Below are 25,032 nucleotides of genomic sequence, written 5' to 3' on the forward strand. Positions count from 1 at the left end.
CTTATTACGATATGAACATTCAAACAATAATCGACAAGTTCAAGACAAACTGTAAATCTGCAAAATCGGAAGATGACGTAAAAAGAGAGATAAACATCTTTATACATGGAGTAAACGAGCATTACAATCTTGACATTCAATCGTCAAATGAAAGAACGTCAATTCATGGAGGTCGAGCCGACAGTATTTATAATGACGTAATAGTCGAACTCAAAAAATTAAAATTGTTCAAGACAAAAGAAGGCGTGAACGAGTCTTTGTGGGGACGTGATGAAAAAGATCATGGTCTTTATCATTACCTCATAAACTTTTCTTTAGACAATTGCCATAATGACGAATTATTATTCATGAACCTGCTTACTTCAAAAGTGGGAGTTGGTTTCGATGGTGATAAGTTTGTTTTCTGTCGTTTCAAAAAATCAGAAATAGGCACAAAACTTGAAGATGGAAAGACGAAGAAGTTCCCTAAGAAGTTTAAGAATATTACATTCCCAGTAGAATTTGAAACAAGTGAAGTTCTTGACTTTGATAGTGGTGTGAAGCGTTTATTGCTTTATGTCCGTTCAACAGATCGTATGCAGCTGACATCGGAAAACCTTTGTAATGTTTTCTCTTCATCGACCGATTTATCAAAAAATACTATTTCTTATTTGTATACCGTCCTGAATAAGAATATTCATACTAATAGTCGTGTAAGAACATTATTTGAGGAATGGCATAGAATCTTTGGTAAAATATACGAGAAACAAGAAACGGATTTCGTAAAACACGTTTCTGCTATTAAATCTCTCTATAAGATTGAGGAAATGAGCACGAATGATGATGTAATTAAGGTCCTGTTTGTTATACAAACTTATTATAGCATCATTATTAAGTTGATTATTCAAAATCTTTTTGCATCGTTGAAACTTCCTAACTCAAAAACAGATAGCCTAAAGCATATAGGTGAAGTTAGAGAAGTTTTTTATGGAAGAAAAGACTTGTTTGAACAGTACATTGATAATTTCTTTGAAATTCATTTCTTCGAGTGGTTTACAATGCTCGAAGACCTTGATATTAAATTTATCAATGACATTTTACTGGAGTTGGATAAGTTTGAGACAACTGTAAGCATTCTTAAACCAGAATCAGTTGGCGATGTTCTCAAAAAGACATATGAAAGTTTGATGCCAAAGGATTTACGCCATTTAATGGGAGAATACTACACGGTTGAATGGCTTGTGGATTTCACTATAGAAAATAGTGGATGGAATGTTGGTAAGGACGAAAGTATTCTGGATCCGACATGTGGTTCTTGCGTATTCCTTACTCATGCTATCAAAAGATACGTTGAACGATATAAGAACGTTTTATCACATCAAGAGTTAATCGATAAAATCACCAACAATTTTGTGGGTTTTGATATAAACCCAATTGCTGTTATTCAGGGTAAGGGTAATTATATCTTGTCACTGGGGGATATTACCGAATTAGATCATGCGATATCTATACCTGTTTACATGTGTGATAGTGTCATGGTGCCAACTGTTCATGCAAAGCAAAGAAATAATGGCAAGAGCTTTGAGATTGAAACTTATGTAGGAAAGTTCAGAGTTCCAGAACTTGGCACACGAATAAAAAACGACAAGTATCTTCGCAGACTATCAGATTGTATATTAAGAGATTATAAAACGCATACTGAGTTTTTAACTGTCTTGTCGAAAATGGATGGAATTGAACTGTCAGAGGAAGAGCAAAAGCTTTCTGTTACTTTATTCAATCAACTCCAGAGTTTGCATTTGTCAGGAAGGGATGGATTCTGGCCAATCATACTTAAGAATTCATTTGCTCCATTATTTTGCCAACAAAAGTTCGACTACATCTTTGGAAATCCACCTTGGATAGCATGGAAGGCCATGTCCCAAAGCTATCGTGATTTGTCGTTGGATATTTGGCTGTCTTATGGTATCTTTGAAAAGTCACCCTATGACAAGAAAACAAGTCATGATGATTTTGCCATGGCTGTTACCTATGTTACTATAGATCACTATCTAAAAGACCAAGGTCAGGCATGTTATGTCTTGCCTCAGACGTTCATCAAGGGTCTCAAAGGCGGTGAAGGATTTCGAAAGTTTGAAATTACTCGTGATGGGCAGAAAATACCTATTGCTATTGAGGAATTCCATGACATGATTAATGTGAACCCATTTAGGGGTATCGCAACAAATAAAACGGCTGTTTATTTTTTCCGAAAGGGAAAGAAAATCCAATATCCAATGGATAAGTACTTCCTATACAATATCAAAGATGGGGAGAAAATTGACAGCTATGATCCATACGAAGACGTTAAAGACAAGTTGGTTCGTCAGATTCTTTGGGCAAAACCTGTAAAAGAAGGCGATCTAAGGAGTCCTTGGCTTACTATGGATAGCAAGATGATGAAAGACTCTCGCCTCTATCTTGGAGGTTCTAACTATGAAGGAAGAAAAGGTATTGAGCCATGTGGCGCAAAGGGTGTTTACCTTGTAGATATCAAAGAAGAAAAGAAAGGATTTATCAGAATTGAAAACCTTGTTGAAAGATCAAGGCTTCAAGATGTTAAAAAAATTGGTGTACGACCTGGTGTCATTGAGAAGGATTGTGTATATCCAATGGTTGGTGGTCGAAATATAAAGAGTTGGGGTATTGACTCATATCTCTATATGATCGTGCCTCATTCTGACAGTTCGGTTAGCTCAACCAAGTATGGTATTGACGATGCAACTCTAAGGACAGAACTTCCACGCACTTACAATTGGTTGTTTGACAACTGGCACGACATCTTATTTGAAACCAGATGTAGAAGTGGAAAATTCTTTAACCCTGATAAATATCCATGGTATAAGCTCGATAATGTAGGGCCATATACATTTCAGCCATACCATGTGTTATGGGCAGAACAAGGGACATCAATTAAGTGCTGTGTAGTATCTTCAATTGATGATCCATATCTTGGAAATAAGTTAGTCGTTACTGACTCTAAGATATTGTTCGTTCCTCTGGATTCTGAATTAGAAGCATATTATGTATGTGGAGTTATAAATTCAGAGCAAGTTGAAACGATTATTAAATCTTACACAATAAGTACAAATAAGGGTACAGATGTGGTTGATAAGATTTCTATTCCAGAATTTAATGAGACAAATCCTCTTCACGTAAGATTAGCAACATTATCTAAGAAGGCGCACCAATATTTCAAGGACTCTGATTCAGACAAGTTGGACAAGTGCGTTATAAAGATGAATAGAATTATACCTAAAATTTTTAAAGAAAATATGAATCTTAAAGAATCTACGCTAAATGCGATTAAGGAAATGAACGATTGGGCTGATGCCAATCAAGTATATCAGTATATGGTTGAGCATGGCTATTTCATAGGTAATAGCAAAACACCAGATAAGTCAATTGCTTCTGTTTTATATCGGTATGCAGAAGACAAAGTCATTGATAAAAAGAAAGAGGAAGGTCAAAAACTCTCTTCATATAGAGCAAAATGACGACCTATGGTGTACCAAATGAGGAAGATTTAGAAAGGATACTTGATGAAGATGACATTGATTAGTCAATTCATCTTTTCAAGATTGAAAACGAAACGAATAAACCCACTGATTTTCAGCAGTAATGTCGATAGTCAGTGGGTTAAATGTTCCCCAAATGATCCCATCAAGCTTTGATTGGACAAGTAGACAAAAACTTTTTTCGATAATTCAAAGCAATTCTAAATGCATTCAGAGAGGGTGAACTCGAAAAAGATGAGAATAACGTGCATTTTTTACACGTTAATGGGGTAAAGAAGCCCGTTCCATTTTATAGTCTTGATGTCATTATTTCAGTGGGCTATCGGGTTCACAGCAAGCGTGGTACCCTTTTCGATTATTATGGTGGTATACTTTTCAATTACTATTTACATGCTTTGGTGCGGGCTAACTATAAGAATGCAGTAAAAGGCATTGATTACTCACCTCAATATCTGGAGCGTTTCTTCCGTAACCTATTGCTTGGCGAAAAGTGGGATTTGCGTAACCGCTATCTGCATATACATCCTACAGCCGAATGGAAAGAGTAACCCAATCTTAATACCCGAACAAGTAGCGAGCGAGTACCCGAACAAGTTGAAGGCTTGTTGCATACTGATAATCCTCTTATTATTGGATTAGTAAAAGTGATAGTGTAAATGATAACGTAAAAGTATACCAAATAATAATTTAAAAGTATACCACCGAAATAAATATAATTCCCTAAAAATATTTGGAGGCTTCCAAGATAAGTTGTATCTTTGCGCTCGAAAAACGAAAACAGTAATCCCAAGAATATAATGGGTTGATATAAGCACGTTGCGGGACGGGGGTCCGATCCTCTACAGCGGTAGTATATAGGTGGTATATATTTTCATAATACATTTTGCCCTATCGTCTTGCAGCGTGTTTTTTTCTTGCCGATAGATCATGGATGGAAGATAGTAGGACGGCAAAAGTGTTTGGATAAAAAAACACAACATCTGCAAAACTTCGCAAATAATGCGGAACAAATGCTGTTTATACCGTATCATGTATTAATTTTGCAGACAACAATCGCAGGATGATATGATAAAGAGGATTTGTTTTATAGCACTGATCCTGTGCGGGGGGCTGACGGCTTCGGCACAGGTAAAGGTGAGGGGTAAGGTATCGAACAGCTACGGACAGGGTATCGAATATGTGAGCATACGGGTGGACAGTCTGTATGCGGTATCTGATGCAGAGGGGAACTTCGAGTTGGAGGTGCCGAAAGGGCATACCGATCAGATGGTCGTCCATCATATCAGCTATCGTACCAAGCAGATTCCTTATGAGAGCTATAAGACAGGTCAGTTGGATATCCAGTTAGAAGAGGATGTCTACGAACTGTCGGACGTTGTCATCTCCAACAAGAAACTCAAAGAGAAGGCCGTCTCGCACAAAGGGATGAAGATGCCTGGCGACGTGTCGTTTCGCAATACGAAATACGCGACCCATGACCTCGGGCCGATCATTAAGAACAAGAGGGATTATCTGATTAAGAGTTTTAACTTTAAGGTTGAGGAGTGTACCTATACTCGGTGTGTGCTGCGAATCATCGTCTACGAGGTAAAAGGCAAGCAATTCGTCCCCGTTCAGCACAAACCCATATACTTGAATTTCTCAGACAAGCAACAGTTCACCGAGCAAACGGTTGATGTGAAGGAGGAGATCATCCTGAAGAAAGGACACACCTACTATATTGGTGTGGCAGTGGTTGACTCCAACGGAAAGGGCATCATCAATTTCCCAGCCTATCTTCGAAGCGGATATGTCAGGAACCTGAACACAAAGAAGACCAAAAAGCTACCCGCAACGCTCGGCATCTCGATGAAGGGTTTGAGGTGGTAGACCTTGATGATGTGGGATTAGTGTACTGTCATCTTTGAGAAGAGGTTCAGCACCACGACGCCGGCAATGATCAGGGTGAGACCAACGATGGCTCCCCAGTCGGGCGTCTGCTTGAAGGCGAAGATGCCTATCAGGGTGACAAGGACAATGCCTAAGGCCGACCAGATGGCGTATGCCACGCCGATGGGTATCGTCTTCAGGCACATGCTGAGACAGTATAACGACACGAGGTAACAGGCCAGGGAGGCCACGGTGGGCAGAGGACGGGTGAAGCCTTCTGCCATCTTTAACAGCGAGGTTGCGCCTGTCTCGAAGACGATGGCAAGCAGCAGATAGATAAAATGATTCATAACATGGGCAAAGGTACGACTTTTCCGCTAAACCATCAACATTTCTTGCTAAAATCGACAAGTTTTCGTACCTTTGTGGGCAAATGAGTAAGAGACTGATGACGGAAGCGCGCTTCAGGGCGCTGGTGGAGCAGGCTGTGGAAATGGCGGAGGCGACACGGATAGAACAGGCTCAGCGTTTGTTCGCTGAGGCGGGGGTGGTGTTGGCTGAGGCGGGCAGCGAGGCGGAGCGACAGGTGTGGGCGCAGTGGCTCGGTGAGCAGAGGCGGCATCTGAACGGGATGTACTGCACGACGGGCTATGCCGAGCGGTGGCAGGAGCAGCGTGTGGACTACCAGGTGCCGGAGGCGTTCGCAAAGGTGGCCGAGGGGTGCTATCCGATCGTCAGGTTCGCTGAGCGGGGGGCGATCGTCTATCCGTTCCGTCGGCGTAGGCGGGCGGCGGACGAGGCAGCGCTGGGGCTTCTGAAACGGTTACGGGCTTGGCTACCTGAGACGGTCGGGGTGTTCGCGGATGTGTGTCTGAACATCTCCGCACAGCAGCCGCCTGTGGAGATGGACCTCGCCTTGGTGGCGGATGACGGTGCTGGCGTGCGGATCGACATCGAGATCGACGAGCCTTATACGGCGGAGACGCGCAGGGTGATACATGCCATCGGCTGTGGCGACGACTACCGCGACGGGGTGTTGAACCGTCATGGGTGGACGGTCGTCAGACTGGCGGAGCGACAGGTGGTGGAGCAGCCCATGGCTTGTGCCGCGTATCTGGTGCAGTTGGTGAGGGCGTTGGTGCCTGAGGTGGCGGCCGTTGAGGCGGTGGCCGAGGCGGGGCTGTCGCCTGTGAGGCGGTGGACGGACAACGAGGCGCTGAAGATGGCGGCCAGAGGGGCGGGGCATGGTGAACCGCCGCGACTGGTGCCGACGGTCGTGCCTCAGAACAGTCAGGAGCGTGAGGCTGGTCAGCTGGTGGCGCGGCTGCCACGGACGGCGGAGATGGCGCAGAAGATGCTTTCTTTCACGGATGCAGGGCGCTACGAGCAGGACCGTTATATCGACTTCATGGCCGACGAGCATGTCTATACCTACGACGGCCGAGAACGGCTGTTGCCCGTGAGCAGTCTGATCGCTTATTTCTTCGAGGCGTTCGACGCGCTGCAGACGGCGGAGATGCAGTGGCAGCGCTACGGGGCGGACGTGGAGGAGATGCTCGACAGGTGGGACCGCTGTCGGCGGATGGCCAGTGAGGTGGGCACGTTCATGCACCTGCAGACGGAGCGTTACTTCCGCGACGGGGTGTTCGACACTGTTTACTCCTTTGTCGACGGGGAGGCGACGGTGCCTGTCAGCATCGAGCGGGAGAAGGCGCATTTCCTGCGTTTCGTCGAGGAGCATCGTATCCGTCCCTATCGCCAGGAATGGCCGATCTACGACCTGGATCTGAACATCGCGGGGACGGTTGACATGATCTGTCGTGAGGACGACGGCTCGTTCACCATCTACGACTGGAAGCGGAGCGGGAAGGTGGTCGACGCGGCGGGGGTGCCGCTGACGGAGGGCTTCAACGGGAAGACGGGCTTCAACGGTATCAGTCTGCCTGACACGCCTTTCTATCACTACTGCATCCAACAGAACCTGTATCGCTATATGCTCCAGAGGGATTACGGCATCCGTGTCGGGGGGATGAACCTGGTGGTGCTCTGTCCTGACTATCCGACCTACTACAGGGTGGAGGTGCCTGTGATGGACGAGGTCGTGGAGCAGATCATGGCGGCCTGTCATCAGCATGATCTCGGCCACAGACTGCTGCGATAGGTCGTTTTTTTTCCAATATATTTCCTACTTTCAAGGTTTTTATTTATTTTTGCAAACGAATCGGTTCACCCTTTGGGTGATGAAAAGGGAATCGGGTGAGAATCCCGGACAGTCCCGCTGCTGTAAACCGTCTTTATCGGCACAGACAAATGTCACTGAGATTTTTGGGAAGACGTCTGATGCCGGATGGTGAAGTCAGAAGACCTGCCGATGGAAAAGCCTCTCGCTCCGCCTCTGGGGTTAGGCGGGGTGGGAACACAAAAAGTGGAAGTGAAGAGCGAACCGTGTCGCCTGATGCAAAGGGCATCGCTACTACTACTGTCTTGTTTCTTATGTCTTCATACGACAGCACAGGGCAAGTTGGATTCCGTACAGCACATACGGGAGATCGTCGTCGTGTCCCGTCCTGCCATGCGTGAGGTGGTGCCCAGTCAGAAGCTGAAAGGGGAGCAGCTGGAGAAGCTGAACACCCATTCCGTGGCCGACGCGCTGCGCTATTTCTCGGGCATCCAACTGAAGGACTATGGGGGTGTGGGCGGCATCAAGACGGTGAACATCCGTTCGATGGGAACCCATCACTTGGGTATCTCCTACGACGGGGTGGCTCTGGGGAATGCGCAGAACGGACAGATAGACCTCGGGCAGTTCTCGCTCGACAATGTGGAGGAGGTGACGCTCTACAACGGGCAGAAGAGTGCGATCTTCCAGCCTGCCAGCGACTTCGGTCATGCGGGCTCTGTCTATATCCGTACGAAGGCGCCCGACTTCGCCAGGCACGACACACTGGGCACGAGGCATGACTACCATCTGCGACTGAAGGCGCAGTATGGGTCGAGTGATATGTTCCGCTTCTCGACACTATGGGAGCAGCGGCTGTCGGAGACCGTCAGTTCGTCGCTGAGCACAGGCTTCCTGACGGCCAGCGGAAAGTATAAGTTCCGTTATGAGCGCCGCTACCCCGACGGGACGACGGCATGGGACACCACGGCCATCCGACAGAACGGCGATATCCATGCCGAGCGTGTCGAGGGTAACCTCTACGGGCGTCTCTATCAGGGCAGTTGGCAGGTGAAGGGCTATCTCTACCATTCGGCGCGAGGCATCCCTGGGGCCATCGTGAACAACGTGTGGCGGCGCGGGGAGCGGCAGCAGGATCTGAACACGTTCGTGCAGGCGGCCTTCGACAAGAACGTGGGCGAGGGGTTCAGCACTCGGTGGCTGGCGAAGTATGCCTACTACAACACGCATTATGTGAACAAGGACACCACACAGTTGCCCGTGGACAACCGCTATCGGCAGCAGGAGCTGTATCTCTCGACGGCGAACGTGCTGGAGCTGTTGCCTAACTGGAGTGCCTCGCTGAGCTATGACTTCAAGTGGAACAAGCTGAATGCCGACATCTATAACTTCGCCTATCCGACCAGGAGGTCTCATCTGGTGAGTCTGGCTACGGCGATCGACTACAGGCATCTGAAGGCGCAGGCTTCGGTGCTGGCTTCATTCGTCAACGACAGGACGCATCGGCGGGGTGCCTTTGCAGGGATGGACGCCAGTCGCTCGCTGTCGAAGCTCACGCCGGCAGTCTTCGTCAACGTCTATCCTTTCCGTGGAAACTTCTTCTCGATGCGGGCGTATGTGAAGAAGAGCTTCCGTATGCCGACATTCAACGATCTCTACTATACCGACATGGGTAACGCCAGTCTGACGCCGGAGAGTGCCCTGCAGTATGATGCGGGCTTCGTGCTCAACAAGCATTTCATGGAGGGCATCGTGCGTCACGCGCAGATGCACTTCGACGTGTATTACAATACGGTGCACGACAAGATCGTGGCCTACCCCAAGGGACAGCAGTTCCGATGGACGATGCTGAACCTCGGTAGGGTGCATATCAAGGGTGTCGACGTGGAGGCCGAGGCCGACTTCCAGGTGGGACGGGAGCTGGTGGCGACGGCACGGGCTCAGTACACCTACCAGGATGCCCGTGACGTGACGGACCCTGCCACGTCTTACTACCGCGACCAGATTCCTTATATCCCCTGGCATTCGGGCTCGGCCATCGTGGGACTCTCTTACCGTAACTGGGACTTCAACTACTCGTTCATCTATGCGGGAGAGCGTTACGACAGTCAGGAGAATATTCTCTATAACCATATGGAGCCGTGGTACACGAGCGACCTGAGCATCGCCTGCCGATTCCATTGGCAGAAGGTGTTGTGGAAGGCTCATCTGGATGTGAACAATGTGCTGGGACAGGATTATGAGGTGATCGTGAACTACCCCATGCCTGGCAGGAACTATACGATAACCCTGAGTGTGGAGATATGAGACGACTGATACCATATATCTGTATGCTGCTGATGCTCGTCGCCTGTCGCGACGACGTGATGGTGGTGCCGTTCGAGGATATCAATACGGGAGGAAAGGCTGTCAAGGGTGAGATCGTGGGGATGTACCTGCTCAACGAGGGGAACATGGGATCGAACAAGGCGACTCTCGACTACCTGGATCTGTCGGGCAACGACGAGACGGTGCACTACCTGCGTAACATCTATGCCTCGCGCAACCCGACGACGGTGATGGCGCTGGGCGACGTGGGGAATGATATCCAGATCTATGGGTCGCGGCTGTGGCTCGTCGTCAACTGCTCGAACAAGGTGGAGGTGGCACGGGCCACTGACGCGGTGCGCATCGGCAAGGTGGACATACCCAACTGCCGCTATGTGTCCTTCCATGGGGGCTATGCGTATGTCAGCTCGTATGTGGGCACACAGTATGCCTCGAGCAACAGTCCGTTGGGCAGCGTCTATCAGGTGGACACGCTCACGCTGCAGAAGATCGACTCCGTCAGCGTGGGCTATCAGCCGGAGGAGATGGCGATCCTCGACAAACGGCTCTATGTGGCCAACAGCGGTGGCTATCAGGGGATGACGGGACAGGGCTACGAGCATACGGTGAGCGTGGTGGATCTCACGACCATGCGGGAGACGGACAGGATAGAGGTGGCGCCGAACCTGCACCACCTGAAGGCCGACAGGCACGGACAGTTGTGGGTGACCTCGCGCGGCAACTATATGAACCTCGCTTCGAGCATCTACTGGTTGGAGAGAGGGGCCGACGGCAAGATGCGGTTGGGCGGTACGATCGACCAGCCTGTCAGCGATCTCTGCATCGTGGGCGACTCGCTTTACTTCTACGGGAGTCAGTGGAACGAGGTCACGAAGAAGAACAGTATTACCTACGGCATCATCAATGTGGCCACGCATCAGGTGGTGAGCACCTGTCTGTCGGATGCTCCGGAGATGGGGAAGATACGGATGCCGTATGGTATCATCGTCAACCCTCATGAGCGTGACTTCTATCTGATGGATGCCAAGAACTACACGTCGAGCGGCGAACTGTTCCACTTCCTGGCGGATGGTACTTTCGACTGGAAGGTGACGACGGGCGATATCCCTGCGCATGCGGTGTTTCTGAGAAAGGAGAAAAAGGAATGAAGAGAATGAGATATTATAAGGTGTGGATGGTGACGGGCTTGTTGGCTGTCGGCCTGCCCTCCGCTTTGCCGATAAGTGCACAGCGGATGGACGAGGGGGTGGCTCACTCGAAGTATATCCAGGCGGTCGATGAGTACAGGCCGGCACCTGGACAGTATGTCAACGACGCGCCGGAGTACGAGGAGGGCGACACGGAGGAGACGATGATACAGAAGTGTAACGAACGACTGGCTGGGCACAGTCCGGCGGATCCTGATGCTCATATCGTGGCGCTCGGCGGCTGGGGCGGGTATATCACGTTCCATTTCGACCACTCTATCGCGAATATCCCTGGACAGCGCGACTTCGCCGTATGGGGCAATGCTTATCAGGAGATGAGAAACCTGGTGTTCGGTGGGATGAACGAGGCTGGGGTGGTGATGGTGTCGAAGGATGTCAACAGCAACGGACTGCCTGACGACCCTTGGTACGAGATCAGCGGTAGCTGTGATGTGGACAGTGTTGGGAAGGTGGTCTATGGCTATGAGGTGACTTATCGCCAGAACCCGATGGGCGACATCGCCTGGACTGACAATCAGGGTGCAAGTGGCACCGTCGACAGGAACCACTACCACACTCAGGAGTACTACCCTCTGTGGCTGCCTGACAACCTGACCTTCCGCGGTACGCGTCTGCCGGATAACATGGTGAACCTCTCCCACGAGGTGGATGCCAACTGGAGTCCTTACTATTTTGTGCTCGTAGGCTTCCGCTATGGGTATGCCGACAACCTGCCTAACTTCACCGATAATGCTGACGCGACATCGTATAACTACGAGGGGTGTGGCATCGATATCGGCTGGGCTGTCGATGAGAAGCGGCAGCCTGTAGCCCTCGACTTCATCGACTTCGTGAGGGTGTATACAGGACTAAACCAGAAATGTCCACAGCCTGAGTGGTGGGGGGAGACTTCCACGGAGGTGATGGGTGCCGAGGATATCCATCTGGAGGCTTCACTGGAGGCCATCCGTCAGGCGACGGGCATCAAGGGTGTCCGTGTCGACACCAACGGGCCGCAGGTGGTCTACGACCTGCAGGGCCGTAAGGTCGTGCCGCGACGGAAGGGGCTCTATATCAGTAACAGGAAGAAAGTGATAATTCAATAAACATATTATTCACCTTTAAAACAAAACAATTATGAAGACAAACAAATTATTCGGGCTTGCTGCCCTTGCTTGTGGCTTCGCCATGTCGTTCACCTCTTGTAATAACGTGGATAATCCCGTCCTTCCTCCCGAGGAGCCGGAGATCGTGAGTGCTACGATCGGCTTTGAGAACCAGGCGCTCAACGATAAGGGCTTCTGGTGCGGAGAGGTCAACGAACAGGGTGTTGACAATGGCTGGGGTGGCATGACTTATCCGTGCGCCTATCAGGAGGATATTGTGAAGTTCAACACGACCTTCGGCGTTTCTTACTGGACTGGTTATGCGATTTCCAACCGCACAGAGACTGGCTTCACCGCTGGTGACTTCACACCAGAGGGTATGCCTGATCAGTTCAACAATATCACGGGTAAGGCTCATGGTGGTAAGAACTTCGCCATCGTTCAGACTTACGGTGAGAAGATTGAGTTCGACCGTCCTGTCACGGTGAAGGGCTTCTGGTACACTAACAGCTCTTATACGGTCAACGCCATCCTTAATGGTGACGGTATGACACCTGGTAAGTTTGAGGCTGACGACTGGTTCATGTGCGAGGTTTATCCCACACCTGCTGAGGGCGTGGGTGGTGCTCACCTCGGGATCGATCTGGCTAAGGATGGTGACTATGTAAAGACCTGGCAGTATTGCGACCTGAGCGATTATGAGGCCTTCGAGAATATCACGTCTCTTGGCTTCGGCTTTTTGGGTACCAAGAAAAACGATTATGGTGTTACCACACCGACCTATATCTGTATCGATGATATCGTGATTGAGTACGAGAAATAATGAAGCAGGTATTAGGACTGCTCTTTCTCTTATCGCTCCTTTCCTGTGGAGGTCGGCAGACGGCGACCTCTACAGGGGAGGGTGATACCGTCACCTTCAGGTATGCCACCCAACTCACGGTGGTGCGCTACAACGGTTATACCGTAGCGACGCTGAAGAACCCGTGGAAGGAGGGGATGGTGCTCCACCAGTATGTGCTCGTGCCTAAGGACGAGCCGTTGCCGCCACACCTGCCGAAAGGTACGGTGGTGCGCACACCACTGGAGCGCTCGGTCATCTTCTCGACCGTGCATTGTGCGATGCTGATGGCATTCGACAAGCAGAGCGCAATCGCTGGGGTGGCCGATCTGAAGTATATCAAGATTCCTTGGATTCAGGAGCAGGTGCGAGAGGGCAGGATGATCGATGTGGGCGACGGTATGAATCCCGTCATCGAGAAGATCATCGACCGCCATCCTGATGCTCTTTTCCTTTCGCCGTTTGAGAATAGTGGCGGCTACGGGAAACTGGAGGAGATCGACATCCCCATCGTGGAGTGTGCGGAGTATATGGAGACCTCACCGCTCGCGCGGGCGGAGTGGATCCGTTTCTACGGTATGCTCTTTGGTTGTGAGCGGCGTGCCGACAGTCTGTTCCAGGTGACTGACAGCAGCTATCATGCCTTGAAGGCGCTGGCACAGAAAGCTGCAGGACAGAAGCGGGTGCTGGTCGATAAGGTGACGGGTAGCGTGTGGTATGTGCCAGGTGGGAAGAGCACGCTCGGACAGATGTTGACTGATGCCAATGGCAGTTACCCTTGGGTCGGCGACACACACAGTGGTTCTGTGGCCCTGCCCTTCGAGTCGGTGCTCGAGAAGGCTGGCGATGCCGACACGTGGCTGTTCCGTTATAGTAGTGACCATCCGATCACCTATGGTGAGCTGAAGGCCGAGCATCATGGCTACGACCAGTTCAAGGCTTACCGCGAAAAGGAGGTCTATGGCTGTAACGTCGAACAGAGTCTTTTCTATGAGGAGTCGCCCTTCCGGCCCGATTGGTTGCTGAATGATATTATCCGGATCCTTCATCCAGAGATCGAGGGACTGGCGCCGTTGCGTTATTACCAGAGGTTGTCGGCCAACTGAGGGCCTTACAAAAAAAAGTTCCTGGATATTGGCATCCAGGAACTTCTTCTATGCTGACGTCTTTGTTTAGATATTCGGGGTGTCCCACACCTTGGTCGCGTCGCAGACGATACTGACTGTCCGCTTGCCGACCTTCAGGATGAAGTCGCCCTCTTCCAGTGTCCAGCGCCCGTCGGCACCTACGAAGGCGAGGTCCTTGGCAGGGAGCAGGAAGGTGACGGTCTTCGTCTCCCCTGGCTGAAGCTCGATCTTCGTGAAGTCGCGCAGCCGTCTGTTGTCAGGCACGATAGAGGCCACGAGGTCGCTCGAGTAGAGCAGGACGGCTTCCTTGCCGGCGGTCTTGCCTGTATTCTTCACATCGACCGTCACGGTGATGATATCATCGGCTGTGAAGTGGGTCTTATCCGTCTTCAGGTTCGAGTACTCGAAGGTGGTGTAGCTGAGGCCATAGCCGAAGGGCCATTGCAGCGACACCTTCGCATCGTAGTTATAGGCTCCTGCCATCGTCCCTACCTCCTCGCTGACCTTATAGTCGTAGGTGTTGAGTGAGTTGATCTCTCGGGGATAGGTATAAGGCAGCTTACCAGAGAAGTTGGCGTCGCCAGCCAACAGGTTGGCGAGGGCATCACCACCATAGTTGCCTGGGATCAGGATATCGACCACGGCTGTGGCCAGGGGCTCGATATCGGCGATGAGGCGCGGACGTCCCTCGTTGAGCACAAGGATGATGGGCTTACCCGTCTTGTACAGAGCCTTCACGAGGTTACGCTGGTTCTCGGAGAGCCAGAGGTCGGTGAGGTTGCCTGGTGTCTCGGTGTAGCTGTTCTCGCCGATGCAGGCGATGATGACATCGGCCTTGTCGGCAGCTGCCACAGCCTTGTCGATCTCGGGCGCATGCTCGGCATAGTAGGCGCCATCCTCGTTGTAGGTCACACCTTGTTCGAGGATGATGTTCTCTTCGCCATACTTGTTGCAGAGGGCTTCGTAGATGGTGTTATATTTCTCGGAGAGGTCTTCGGCTCTTGAGCCCTGCCAGGTGTAGCTCCAACCACCGTGCAGACAGCGCATCTGGTTGGCGTTAGGACCTGTCAGCAGGATTTTCTGGCCCTTGGCAAGCGGCAGGATACCTTCGTTCTTCAGCAGTATCTCACTCTCTTCGGCAGTCTGGAGAGAGGCTTTGGCAAACTCGTCGCTACCGAACTTCTCGTAGCCCTTGCCGCCAGTGTTCGGCTCGTCGAAGAGGCCGAGGCGGTATTTCGCACGGAGGATGCGGCGCACAGCGTCGTCGATACGCTCCATCTTCACCTGACCTTCGTTGACAAGCTCTTTCAGCAGGATACAGAACTCCACACTATAGGGGTCCATCGACATGTCGATACCTGCATTGATGGCGATGCGGATGGCATCCTTCTTGTCTTTCGCCACCTTCTCGCGGGTGAAGAGGTTGTTGATGTCGGCCCAGTCGGTCACCAGGAAACCGTCCCACTGCAGGTCTTCCTTTAGCCATTTCGTCAGATACTCATAGCTGGCATGCAGGGGCACACCGTTGACGGAGGCTGAGTTGACCATCATCGTCAGCGTGCCGGCAAGGGCGGCCTGCTTGAAGGGCTCGAAGTATTTCTCACGGATCATCTGCGGAGAGAGATAGGCCGGCGTACGGTCCTTACCTGTCCAGGGGGCACCATAGGCGAAGTAGTGCTTCGTGCTGGTACCTACGTGGAAGCGGTCGATATGGTTGGGGTCGTCGCCCTGATAGCCCTGGATCTCTGCCACCACCATCTTGGCGTTGACGATGGGATCCTCGCCGAAGCTCTCCCAGACACGTGGCCAACGGGGGTCACGGCTCAGGTCCACCACGGGGTTATAGACCCACGGACAGTTGGCCGCCCGACTCTCGTAGGCTGTGATCTCAGCACCAGTCCGTGCCAGTTCGGTATTGAACGAGGCACCGAGGTTGATGGGCTGGGGGAAGAGGGTGCCGCCCTGGGTGTAGGTGACACCATGGTTATGGTCCAGTCCGTAGATATCAGGGATGCCGATATACTTCATCGATTTCTTCTGGATCAGTCGGATCCACTGCTGCCACTGGTCTACGGTGGCGGCACGGGTGCCAGGGGCATTGAGGATGGAGCCCACCTTCCATTTCGAGATCAGGGTGTCGAGCATGGTCTCGTTGAGTTGCCAGACGCGTCTGGTCTCTCCTTGGTAGATATCCACAGGGTAGTTGCTAAGGCGGTCGATGATCTGTTGGTCTGTCATCTTCAGCAGTGCCTCTGTCTCCTTGGGAGGGGCACCATATTGTTGGAGTACGGACCGCACCTTCTCACGGTCGACCTTCGCATTCTCTACGGTCATCTTTCCCATCACGTCGAGGTTCAGTTCAAGCATCTGCCCGATCTTCTCGTCGAGTGTCATCCTGGAAAGGGTCTTTTCAATCTTTGCCTCCAATGCCGCGTCGCGTGGGATGGCGGGTTTGGTATCTTGTGCCTGGGCACCGATACTGATCAGTCCGAGGACTGCCATTAATAAGTTCTTCTTCATTGTCACAAATTGTTGTATGATGATATCAGGGTGCAAAGATAACATTTTTCTTTGATAATCTGCCTAATTTCTTTTGTACTGCTCTCGTTTTTTCGTAACTCTGCGGTCATCCGACCGCGAAGTTACTTCGTCTCGGCAAAAAAAGAAACTCGTTTCTTTGTTTTGCGCTCGACTTTTCGTAACTTTGTGGCCAAATAATATAGGAAGATGAATAGAGGCGTCCTGTATTGCTGGGGATTGGTGCTATTGATCATCGTACTTTTCGCCATGAACCTGATGGTGGGGTCGGTTTCGATCCCCGCAGGCGATGTTGTGCGCATCTTGATGGGCGACGAGACCGAGAAGGCGTCGTGGCAGTTTATTGTGCTACAGTCGCGTCTGCCGCAGGCCATCACGGCAACTCTCTGCGGAGCGGCTCTTGCCGTCAGCGGACTGATGTTACAGACGGCCTTTCGTAACCCGTTGGCAGGACCGAGCATCTTCGGTGTCAACAGTGGAGCCGGACTGGGTGTGGCATTGGTCATGCTCCTTCTTGGGGGCGGTCTCTCTGTCGGTTCGGTGAGCATCAGTGGCTTTGCGGCCATCCTGATAGCGGCCTTCATCGGTGCGATGGCGGTCATGGCGGTCATCTTCTTCTTCTCCACCCTTGTGCGGAACAATGTGATGCTGCTCATCATCGGTATCATGATCGGTTATATCTCCAATTCGGCCATCTCACTATTGAACTTCTTCGCCACTGACGAGGGGGTGAAGTCGTACATGGTTTGGGGTATGGGATCCTTTGGTGGGGTGTCTATGGCGAACATGCCTGTCTTCGTGTCGGTGACGCTGGCTGGACTTGTCGGAGCCCTTCTGCTCATCAAACCGCTTAATGCTCTTCTGCTTGGTGACCGCTATGCGGAGAACCTCGGGGTGAACATCCTGCGCGTCCGTAACTGGCTGCTTGTTGTGACGGGTCTGCTGACTGCCATCACGACGGCCTTCTGTGGTCCTGTGGCTTTCATCGGTCTGGCGGTGCCTCATATCGCTCGTCTGCTGCTGACCACCGATAATCACCGTCAACTCCTGCCGGCCACCATCTTCTGTGGGTCGGTAGTGGCGCTGCTCTGTAATATCTTCTGTTACCTGCCTGGTGAGCATGGGGTCATCCCCTTGAATGCTGTGACACCGCTCATCGGAGCACCAGTCATCATCTATGTGATAGCGAGAAAACGATAAACATATCAGATATGAAACCTTTCAAACTGTTTGGGATAAAACCGGAGGAACGTATACAGGCCTTGGTGGCCCTGGTGCTCATCATCGTATTGAACGCTTTGTTCATCTGGCGGATGCACGACCTGTTCATGCAGGAGGGCTTTGGCCCTTATTGGAAGACCTTCGAGCGTGAGCTGCATCTCTCAGGCTATGATCCGCTCACCTATCTGGGCGTGACCGATTGGGATACGGTCTATAATGTCTATCGTCACCCGCTGTTGGCGTTCTTTATCTATCCGCTCTATCTGCTGAACAGCGGACTGTCGGCGCTGCTGGGGGTAAACTGTGTGCAGTATATCGTGGCGCTGTTTCTGGTGGTGTGCTCACTCTATTCCTATCTGTTCACCTATCGTATCCACCGGGAGATCCTGTTGTTGACTCGCTTCGATGCCACGCTGATGTCGGTGTTCTATTTCTCGATGGCTTATATCATGCTGTCGGTCATCGTTCCCGACCATTTCACCATTTCCATGTTCCTGCTTTTGCTGACACTCTATGTGTCGGGCAAGTGCCTTGTGCGAAACAAGGAACTCGCATGGTGGCAGAGTGCGCTGATGTTCTTCTTCACGGCTGGCGTCACCTTGAGCAATGGTGTTAAGACATTCCTTGCCGGATTTTTCGTCAACGGTAGGCACTTCTTCCGTCTACGTTATCTGCTGTTGGGCGTCCTGATACCTGCTGCCCTGATGTGGGGAGTCAGTTGTTGGGAGTACCGTACCTATGTATGGCCTAAAGAACAGGCTCGTGCTGCTGCGAAGCAGAAAAAGGCGGCGGAACGTGAGCAGGCAATCGCCTCGATGTCGACTGAGCAGCAACGGATGGTGCGAGAGCAGCAGGAGAAGCGCAAGCAGGTGCTTGCCCGTCAGGCTGCCAAGTCGGGTACGCCCATGAAGAAGGTAGGCTTCTTAAGTTGGACTGACACCTCCACCTCGCGTATCAGGTCGATCTACGAGAATCTCTTTGGTGAGGCCATCCAGTTCCATCGCCAGCATTTCCTGGGCGACACGCTGGTGTTCCGTCCTGTCTTCGTAAGTTACGACTGGGGCGTCTGCTATGTGATAGAGGGCGTCATCGTGTTATTGTTCTTGGTAGGACTGTGGGCCGGCAGGCGACAGCGCTTCCTATGGCTCGTGCTATCGTGTTTCGCTTTCGATATGAGTATTCATCTGGTGTTAGGCTTTGGTCTCAACGAGATCTTCATTATGGCACCCCACTGGCTTTTCACCATTCCGTTTGCCATCGCCTATCTGTTCAGGAACACCTGTGGCATTTGTCACTTCCTGTTACGGGCAACCATCGTGCTGTTATCGTTTTACCTTATATTATATAACGGTATCCCGTTGGTCGACTTCCTATTGTCGCCCATCCAGTCAACCATCTGAACATGAATCAACTAATTATCAATCCATTAATCAACAATAAGTCAAAATGAAAAAAAACAGTTATTCTGTCGTCGTTGCTTCTTGTGGCAACGGCCGCAGTGGCCAAAGTGAATCCTCAGAAGGGATACATCGTTACGAACCATAATGATACGATCCATGGTGTCATCGACTATCGGGGAGATTCAAAGAATGCATACATCTGTATGTTCCGTGCCGACGAGGAGCAAGCCTTCAAGAAGTACACGCCCCAGGAGATCAAAGGCTATCGACTGGCGGATGGTGGTATCTATTACATCACCCGTACTTTCCCTGTGAACGGAGAGGAAAAGACCTTCTTTGCAGAGTTTCTGTTGGAAGGCGCCATCAGTCTGTTCCATCATATGGAAGAGGGTATCGACTATTTCTATTTCGTGGATGAGGAAGGCAAGGTGTCTGTGGTGAATGATACGCATGAGAATGATGATAGGAGTAAGTACAGAACACTTGTAGAGATCAATAGGATTAAGCGTGAGGGTATGAATGAGGGCGTCCAGCTCTTTTCTAAAAGTCCCAAGACTGTTGATAAGCTATGGGAGAGCGACTGTGAGCCAAGTCGTCTGATGAAGCTTACCAAGGAGTATGTGGAGGAGTTCTGTCCATCATCTGGCGAGTGCATAGAATACTGGTATAATGAGAAGAAGTCTGCTTTGGTGAAGACGCGCTTCAGAATAGAAGCAGGTATGTTGTCTGGAAAGTTCAAAATAGAGAAAGCTGATAATCGTCCTAACAGTTCGGTGTCGACCCCTCAGATAGGAGTAGGTGTTGATTTCCTCTTTCCTCGTTTTAACAAAAATATCTCTATGCAGGCGCTTGTTCAGTTGAGCCATTGGGATATGAAGGAGCCTCGTACGAGATTAAATGTGACGACGCCCGACTATTATAAAATGAAGTTTACCATGGGAGAGTTGTCCATAGGACCTGCCTATCGTTTCTTCTCGAGATGCAAGGTGTCGCCCATCATTCGTGCCGGTCTGCTTACTTGCTATGAGTTTGGTGGGAAGGAAGAGCATTATAATGTTGATCTTAATAGTGCTTTGTTTGGTTATTATGCCGGTGGCGGTGTCGATATCGATTTGTGGAAATATACGCTACGCCTCTTTGCTAATTACGAATATCGTAAGAATCGTTATAATATAGAGTACACGATGTCATCAGTCACGGTGGGCGCAGGCTTCTGTTTCTGATAATATCATCAAACATGTCTGTCGGTGCCGCACCATTTGCGAAGGCGGCGACCGATGGACTGCCTGATCTTATTGAGGTTGCCGTAACGGAGATTCAGCCATAGTTCTTCGAGGGAGTTTAGGATCTTGATCCACGGGTGATTCCAGGCGTTAGCACGGTAGAGACGGTCAAGATAGGCCGTGTGCTCTACAACTTGCTGGGGATGGGTGAGAGGGAACGTCAGCTCATGGCGCTGCATTGTAAACATCCGACGGAGACGATGGGGCGTGGTCTTCAGGTCTGCCGAGAAATGGGTGGAGTCGGTGGTCAGGCCGATATTATTGATCTGGTTTCTCGCGGGCATGACGGCTAGGCAGTCGTGGAGCAGCATGTCGGCCCAGTAGATGGTCTCGAAGTACTCCTTTCCGCTCTGACTGTGGTCGTGGAACATTTGGAGCATGTCGCTACGTAGCTTCCTTTCCTTGGCAAGGGTCTCCAGTCTCCGTAATGTCTCAGGATTATGCATGAAACTGTAAGTGGAATCCCACCGTAGGGCGACCCGTCGCCATGAGGCCCAGCCCCAGATGCTAAAGGCCGATGTGAAGAAATAACTGTCGCTGCGGCAGTCGGTGGTCGTCTCGTCGATGTTGAAGCCGGCAATCATCGAGATACGCTCGTCGTGCTCGTAGCGGTCGAGCATCTCCTTGCAGAAAGGGAAGAACGACTGTGCCGGAACGACGTCGTCCTCGAGCACGATGACCTTGTCGGCCAAAGAGAAAGCCCACTGATGAGAACGGAAGCCGGAGGGGTCGCAGCCCTCGTTATGGTCAAGATAGCGGCGGTGTACCTCACACTCCCAGTCGATATGCTCGTCGCTGACAATCTGACGGCAGGCTTCGATGCCTGCCATGTCCCGTTCGTCACGAGGACCGTCCTGATAGAGGAACAGTTTTGAGGGACGTGCCAGGCGCACGGCCTCAAAGACCTGAGCGAAGGTGTCACTCCGGGTGAAGAAGAGTAGCAATACAGCGATATCGGTCTTAGCAGGATATTTCATGATGGGAAATACAAGAAGTTGAGCACAAAGATACGAATAAATAGGAGAAAAGACAAATATATTTGCGCAATTATTTGTACCTTTGCAATAGTTATGGACTATCAGGAACAACTACGGGCTTTTTCTCAGCCCAACCTACGGGTCTGTCAGCTGAGGCAGCTGGAGATTCTGAAGGTGATCGATGGTATCTGTCGGAAGCATGGTATCAGCTACTGGCTCGACGGCGGTACCCTGTTGGGTGCGGTGCGTCATGGCGGTTTCATCCCTTGGGATGATGACATCGATATTGCGATGGACTATCAGGACATGAAACGCTTTGCGAGAATCGCACAAGGTGAGTTGCCCGACGGTCTGTTCCTTCAGACACCGACAACGGATCCGAATGTGAAGGAGCAGATGGTGAAGATCCGTGATCTGAACTCTCTCTACATCGAGAAAGGTGACAGTTTTGTGAACGAATATGTAAAGGGTATCTATGTGGATATCTTCCCTTTTGAGCGGCATCCTGACATTCCGAAATCGTGGACGAAACGATTGGCCAAGGGTATCACGAAGAGCAACTCTATCCTGCATCATCCCCATACCTATTCGTTGCGTGCCGTGGCAGAGTTCTTCTGGTTCGGTGGTCAACTGTTGGTCTATCAGTCTATATGGAAGATGCTTAGTCTCTGTTGCAGATCGACACGCTATGCGAATATCCCCACGATGAACGGCTATGGTATCACACACGATAAAGCGACGGTCTTGCCGTTGTCGACGGTCAGGTTCGAGGATGCGGAGTTCCCTGCTCCCCATGATCCCGATCAGTATCTGCGAAATATCTATGGAAACTATATGGAGATTCCGCCTGTGGAGAAGCGGCATTTCCATTCGGTAGTCATCATCCCGGAGTTAACGAAGTAGGCGCTGGGCTGCCAGCGTATGAGCCAGTCCTTCGGCTATCGGTGTGCGGGACTGCCATCCCAGTCGTGCGAGCTTCTCCGTTGAGAAGACCGCACGGGAGATAGGTGTCGTATTGCCGTTCGTCTCGTCGATGTCGAAGACCACCTGTCTGCCTTCTGCCTCGGCCAGTAGCTCTGCCAACTGACGGATGGTGATGTTCGACCGCTCGTCGGCCACATTGTATGCCTCTCCCTTGCTGCCTCTTAACAGGATGGTGAGCAGGGCAAAGGCACAGTCTACGACGTAGAGCCAGGAGCGGAACTGTTCTCCTCTACTTCTCAGTACGAGATTCTCCCCTGCCAACAGGTTACGGATAAATTGGGCGTAAACCCGGTTGTCGCTCTCCGTGAAATAAGGTCCGTAGGTATGACATGGACGGGCGATGACCACATCGGCGCCGTATTCGGCGGCATAGGCCACACAGAGCGTCTCGGCGGCTCGTTTTGACGAGGGGTAGCAGGCTCGTGGCGTGGCGCAGTCCACATAACCACTGTCGGTCTCTGTAAACACATCCGTGTTGTCAACATCCGCATTTGTCTGTTGTCTCTCACCATAGATCTCACCGGAGGAGATATATAGCATACGTCTCATGCCGTTGGAGAGACCGTATTCCATCAGATTCTCTACCCCCTTGATGTTCGACTTGATCACCTCCACGGGCTTCTCCTTGAAGAAGTTCGGACTGGCATTGCTGGCGGCATGGATGATATAGTCGAAAGTCTGGTTGGTGTCCAGGGGTGTTGTCACGTCGCCTTGGACGAAATGGAAACGACTATCATCCCAGTAAGGTGCGAACCGTTTCCTGGCACGTTCCTCGTTGCGCCCTGACGCATAAACTTGACAAGTGCTGGCGGGACAGTGCATCAGCACGTCGACCAGGCAACCGCCAATCAGTCCGGTGGCTCCTGTGATAAGGATGCTGTGGCCGTTAAGGACTGTCAGGTCGAGGGATGTTAGACCTCTTTCAATATCCTGAAGATAGGGATTTCTTTCTGTCATGATGTGGTCTTTTGTTATCGTCTTCTATGAAACAGAAACTGTATGCACTCGTCAAGAATCGTGGCCCGCGCAGCCTTCATGACCAGCAGGTAGAGCAGTGCAGCGATGATGGAACGGCTTACCAGCAATAGCCACAGGGCAGTGTAGTCGTCGACGGTCAGCAGTCTGTTGACGACATAATCTGTGAGATAGCCCGTGAACAGCATCACTGTCGTGGCGGCAAGGGCGAAGGGTATGATATCCTTCAGGAACAGGAGGAACGAATAATCTGTTAGTCTGTTGGCGAAGAAGAACCAGACGAAAAGCCATGCGAGGTTCAAGGCTACATAGGCCAGGATCATCGTCCGGATACCATAGGGATAGAGCACGAGCATGGCTAGGATCTCCAGGACACCTAAGGCAAGTGTGCAGCCCATGAACGTGCCACTCTTCCCTTTGCTGATGATCAGGTCGGCCAATAGGGTCGAGAGGGGTAGGACGGCACCGCAGACGCAGAGCCATTGTAGGTAGGTAGCAGAGACCAGCCATTTCTCACCGATGGCCAGGACGATAAACTCCTTAGCCACCAGACCGAACCCTAAAAGTAAGGGGAAAGAGATGAAGGCGGCGAAGCGTACGAGCTTACGGAGTACGGCTAACTGACGCCCTTGATCGTCGCGCACGCTGACCAGCACAGCCTGGTCGACCTGTTTCACCATGCCTTGGATGAGTGATGTGCACTTATTGTTCCACTGGTAGGCCTGGTTATAGTTTCCTGTGTCGTGAGCACTATAGTAGCGACCCAACAGGATATTCATCACATTGTTGTTCACATGGGTGAGGATATCACTGATGAGAATTTTCACACTGAAGGGGAAGGCACGTCGGATGAATGAGAAGTCTACTGTCCATGAAGGACGCCAATCGCTATAGTGCCAGCGTAGCAGTGTCGAGATGAGGATAAAGAGGTTGGTCTGTGTGGCCAGACTCCAATATGAGAAGCCCTGCCAGGCCATGACGACCGCCACACTACTGGATATCACCGTTGCCGTGATGCTCGCCTTGGCCAACTGCTTGGCACGGAGGTTTTTGAAAAGATAGGCCGCCTGTGCCACTCCCGAACAGCTGAAGAGTAGTCCGATGAAGGCATAACGACAAAGGGCAACGAGTCGTGGCTCATGGTAGTAGTCGGCAATCAACGGTGCTGAGAAGAAGAGGATCAGGTAGATGCCTCCTCCCATCAAAATATTGAACCAAAAGACAGCATTATAGTCACTGTCTTTTGGTTCTTTCTGGTTCACAAGAGCCGTGGAGAATCCGCTGTTCTGCAGAGCGGTCGCTATCAGCGAGAAGATCATGATCATCGCAATCAGACCGTAATCCGATGGCGAGAGCAGTCGTCCGAGGATGATGCCAAAGACAAAGCCGAGCAACTGCTGCATGCCATTGTTCATCCCACCCCAGAAGAGGCCCTTCGCTGTTTTCTCCTTCAGACTCTCACTCAAGTTCTTACTTTTAAC

18 protein-coding genes and 1 riboswitch are annotated in these 25,032 nt (G+C 50.9%); of the genes, 13 read left to right on the top strand and 5 right to left on the bottom strand.

Translation table 11 applies throughout. The features are described 5' to 3' along the window. The first annotated feature begins 11 nt into the window (after window positions 1-11). From BMY63_RS05695 to BMY63_RS05705, 3 genes are all read left to right on the top strand, one after another. Window positions 12-3,515 carry an Eco57I restriction-modification methylase domain-containing protein gene (locus tag BMY63_RS05695; protein WP_091915301.1) on the top strand — a complete coding sequence of 1,168 codons (3,504 nt, stop codon included), beginning with the start codon at window positions 12-14 and terminating at the stop codon, window positions 3,513-3,515. Between the two features lie 266 nt (window positions 3,516-3,781). Next, window positions 3,782-4,084 carry a RhuM family protein gene (gene rhuM / locus BMY63_RS05700; protein ID WP_256218954.1) on the top strand — a complete coding sequence of 101 codons (303 nt, stop codon included), beginning with the start codon at window positions 3,782-3,784 and terminating at the stop codon, window positions 4,082-4,084. A gap of 517 nt (window positions 4,085-4,601) precedes the next feature. Further along, window positions 4,602-5,405: a carboxypeptidase-like regulatory domain-containing protein gene (locus BMY63_RS05705; protein ID WP_091915305.1), complete on the top strand. Its 804-nt coding sequence runs from the start codon at window positions 4,602-4,604 to the stop codon at window positions 5,403-5,405. 17 nt (window positions 5,406-5,422) lie between these two features. Here BMY63_RS05705 and BMY63_RS05710 read toward each other — a convergent pair whose 3' ends face one another. Continuing rightward, window positions 5,423-5,755, bottom strand: a complete 333-nt coding sequence (locus BMY63_RS05710) for a DMT family transporter (protein WP_091900218.1) — start codon at window positions 5,753-5,755, stop codon at window positions 5,423-5,425. A gap of 503 nt (window positions 5,756-6,258) precedes the next feature. On the opposite strand from BMY63_RS05710, the gene BMY63_RS05715 reads away from it, so the two are divergent. The 6 genes from BMY63_RS05715 to BMY63_RS05740 all read left to right on the top strand — a co-directional run bounded on the left by BMY63_RS05715 (window position 6,259) and on the right by BMY63_RS05740 (window position 14,152). Continuing rightward, the gene (locus BMY63_RS05715) at window positions 6,259-7,566 is read left to right on the top strand and encodes a hypothetical protein (protein ID WP_177178387.1); all 1,308 of its coding nucleotides are present in this window, start codon (window positions 6,259-6,261) and stop codon (window positions 7,564-7,566) included. A gap of 44 nt (window positions 7,567-7,610) precedes the next feature. Next, window positions 7,611-7,792: riboswitch (cobalamin riboswitch) on the top strand. A gap of 68 nt (window positions 7,793-7,860) precedes the next feature. After that, window positions 7,861-9,891, top strand: a complete 2,031-nt coding sequence (locus BMY63_RS05720; protein WP_091915458.1) for a TonB-dependent receptor — start codon at window positions 7,861-7,863, stop codon at window positions 9,889-9,891. After that, window positions 9,888-11,060, top strand: a complete 1,173-nt coding sequence (locus BMY63_RS05725) for a YncE family protein (RefSeq protein ID WP_091915309.1) — start codon at window positions 9,888-9,890, stop codon at window positions 11,058-11,060. The genes BMY63_RS05720 and BMY63_RS05725 overlap by 4 nt, the downstream gene beginning before the upstream one ends. Beyond that, window positions 11,057-12,205 (top strand): hypothetical protein, encoded by a 1,149-nt coding sequence (locus BMY63_RS05730; protein ID WP_256218955.1) that lies wholly within the window; start codon window positions 11,057-11,059, stop codon window positions 12,203-12,205. Before BMY63_RS05725 ends, BMY63_RS05730 begins: the two co-directional genes overlap by 4 nt. 31 nt (window positions 12,206-12,236) lie before the next feature. Continuing rightward, complete coding sequence (locus tag BMY63_RS05735; RefSeq protein ID WP_091915311.1) at window positions 12,237-13,028, top strand: DUF4465 domain-containing protein; 792 nt, start codon at window positions 12,237-12,239, stop codon at window positions 13,026-13,028. Further along, complete coding sequence (locus BMY63_RS05740) at window positions 13,028-14,152, top strand: ABC transporter substrate-binding protein (protein WP_091900214.1); 1,125 nt, start codon at window positions 13,028-13,030, stop codon at window positions 14,150-14,152. Before BMY63_RS05735 ends, BMY63_RS05740 begins: the two co-directional genes overlap by 1 nt. Before the next feature lie 66 nt (window positions 14,153-14,218). On the opposite strand, the gene BMY63_RS05745 is transcribed toward BMY63_RS05740, so the two are convergent. Beyond that, window positions 14,219-16,693 (bottom strand): glycoside hydrolase family 3 N-terminal domain-containing protein, encoded by a 2,475-nt coding sequence (locus tag BMY63_RS05745; protein WP_091915312.1) that lies wholly within the window; start codon window positions 16,691-16,693, stop codon window positions 14,219-14,221. A gap of 207 nt (window positions 16,694-16,900) precedes the next feature. Here BMY63_RS05745 and BMY63_RS05750 point away from each other — a divergent pair, with 207 nt between their 5' ends. From BMY63_RS05750 to BMY63_RS05760, 3 genes are all read left to right on the top strand, one after another. After that, on the top strand, window positions 16,901-17,911 hold the full coding sequence (locus BMY63_RS05750) for an iron ABC transporter permease (RefSeq protein WP_091915314.1): 1,011 nt from the start codon (window positions 16,901-16,903) through the stop codon (window positions 17,909-17,911). 11 nt (window positions 17,912-17,922) lie between these two features. After that, entirely contained in the window at window positions 17,923-19,332 is a 1,410-nt protein-coding gene (locus BMY63_RS05755; protein WP_091915316.1) for a DUF6080 domain-containing protein, read from the top strand. An 83-nt stretch (window positions 19,333-19,415) separates the two neighbouring features. Continuing rightward, window positions 19,416-20,555 carry an outer membrane beta-barrel protein gene (locus BMY63_RS05760; RefSeq protein WP_143065732.1) on the top strand — a complete coding sequence of 380 codons (1,140 nt, stop codon included), beginning with the start codon at window positions 19,416-19,418 and terminating at the stop codon, window positions 20,553-20,555. A gap of 8 nt (window positions 20,556-20,563) precedes the next feature. Here BMY63_RS05760 and BMY63_RS05765 read toward each other — a convergent pair whose 3' ends face one another. Next, the gene (locus BMY63_RS05765) at window positions 20,564-21,592 is read right to left on the bottom strand and encodes a hemolysin activation protein (protein ID WP_091915320.1); all 1,029 of its coding nucleotides are present in this window, start codon (window positions 21,590-21,592) and stop codon (window positions 20,564-20,566) included. Between the two features lie 93 nt (window positions 21,593-21,685). Here BMY63_RS05765 and BMY63_RS05770 point away from each other — a divergent pair, with 93 nt between their 5' ends. Beyond that, window positions 21,686-22,495 (top strand): LicD family protein, encoded by an 810-nt coding sequence (locus BMY63_RS05770; protein ID WP_091915322.1) that lies wholly within the window; start codon window positions 21,686-21,688, stop codon window positions 22,493-22,495. Here BMY63_RS05770 and BMY63_RS05775 read toward each other — a convergent pair. Then, complete coding sequence (locus BMY63_RS05775) at window positions 22,484-23,533, bottom strand: NAD-dependent epimerase/dehydratase family protein (RefSeq protein WP_091915334.1); 1,050 nt, start codon at window positions 23,531-23,533, stop codon at window positions 22,484-22,486. The genes BMY63_RS05770 and BMY63_RS05775 overlap by 12 nt on opposite strands. Window positions 23,534-23,547: 14 nt before the next feature. Further along, window positions 23,548-25,017, bottom strand: coding sequence for a lipopolysaccharide biosynthesis protein (locus BMY63_RS05780; protein WP_091915336.1), 1,470 nt, complete (start codon window positions 25,015-25,017; stop codon window positions 23,548-23,550). Window positions 25,018-25,032 lie beyond the last annotated feature (15 nt).

The organism is Prevotella aff. ruminicola Tc2-24 (assembly GCF_900110895.1).
In the GTDB taxonomy this organism is placed as follows: Bacteria; Bacteroidota; Bacteroidia; order Bacteroidales; family Bacteroidaceae; genus Prevotella.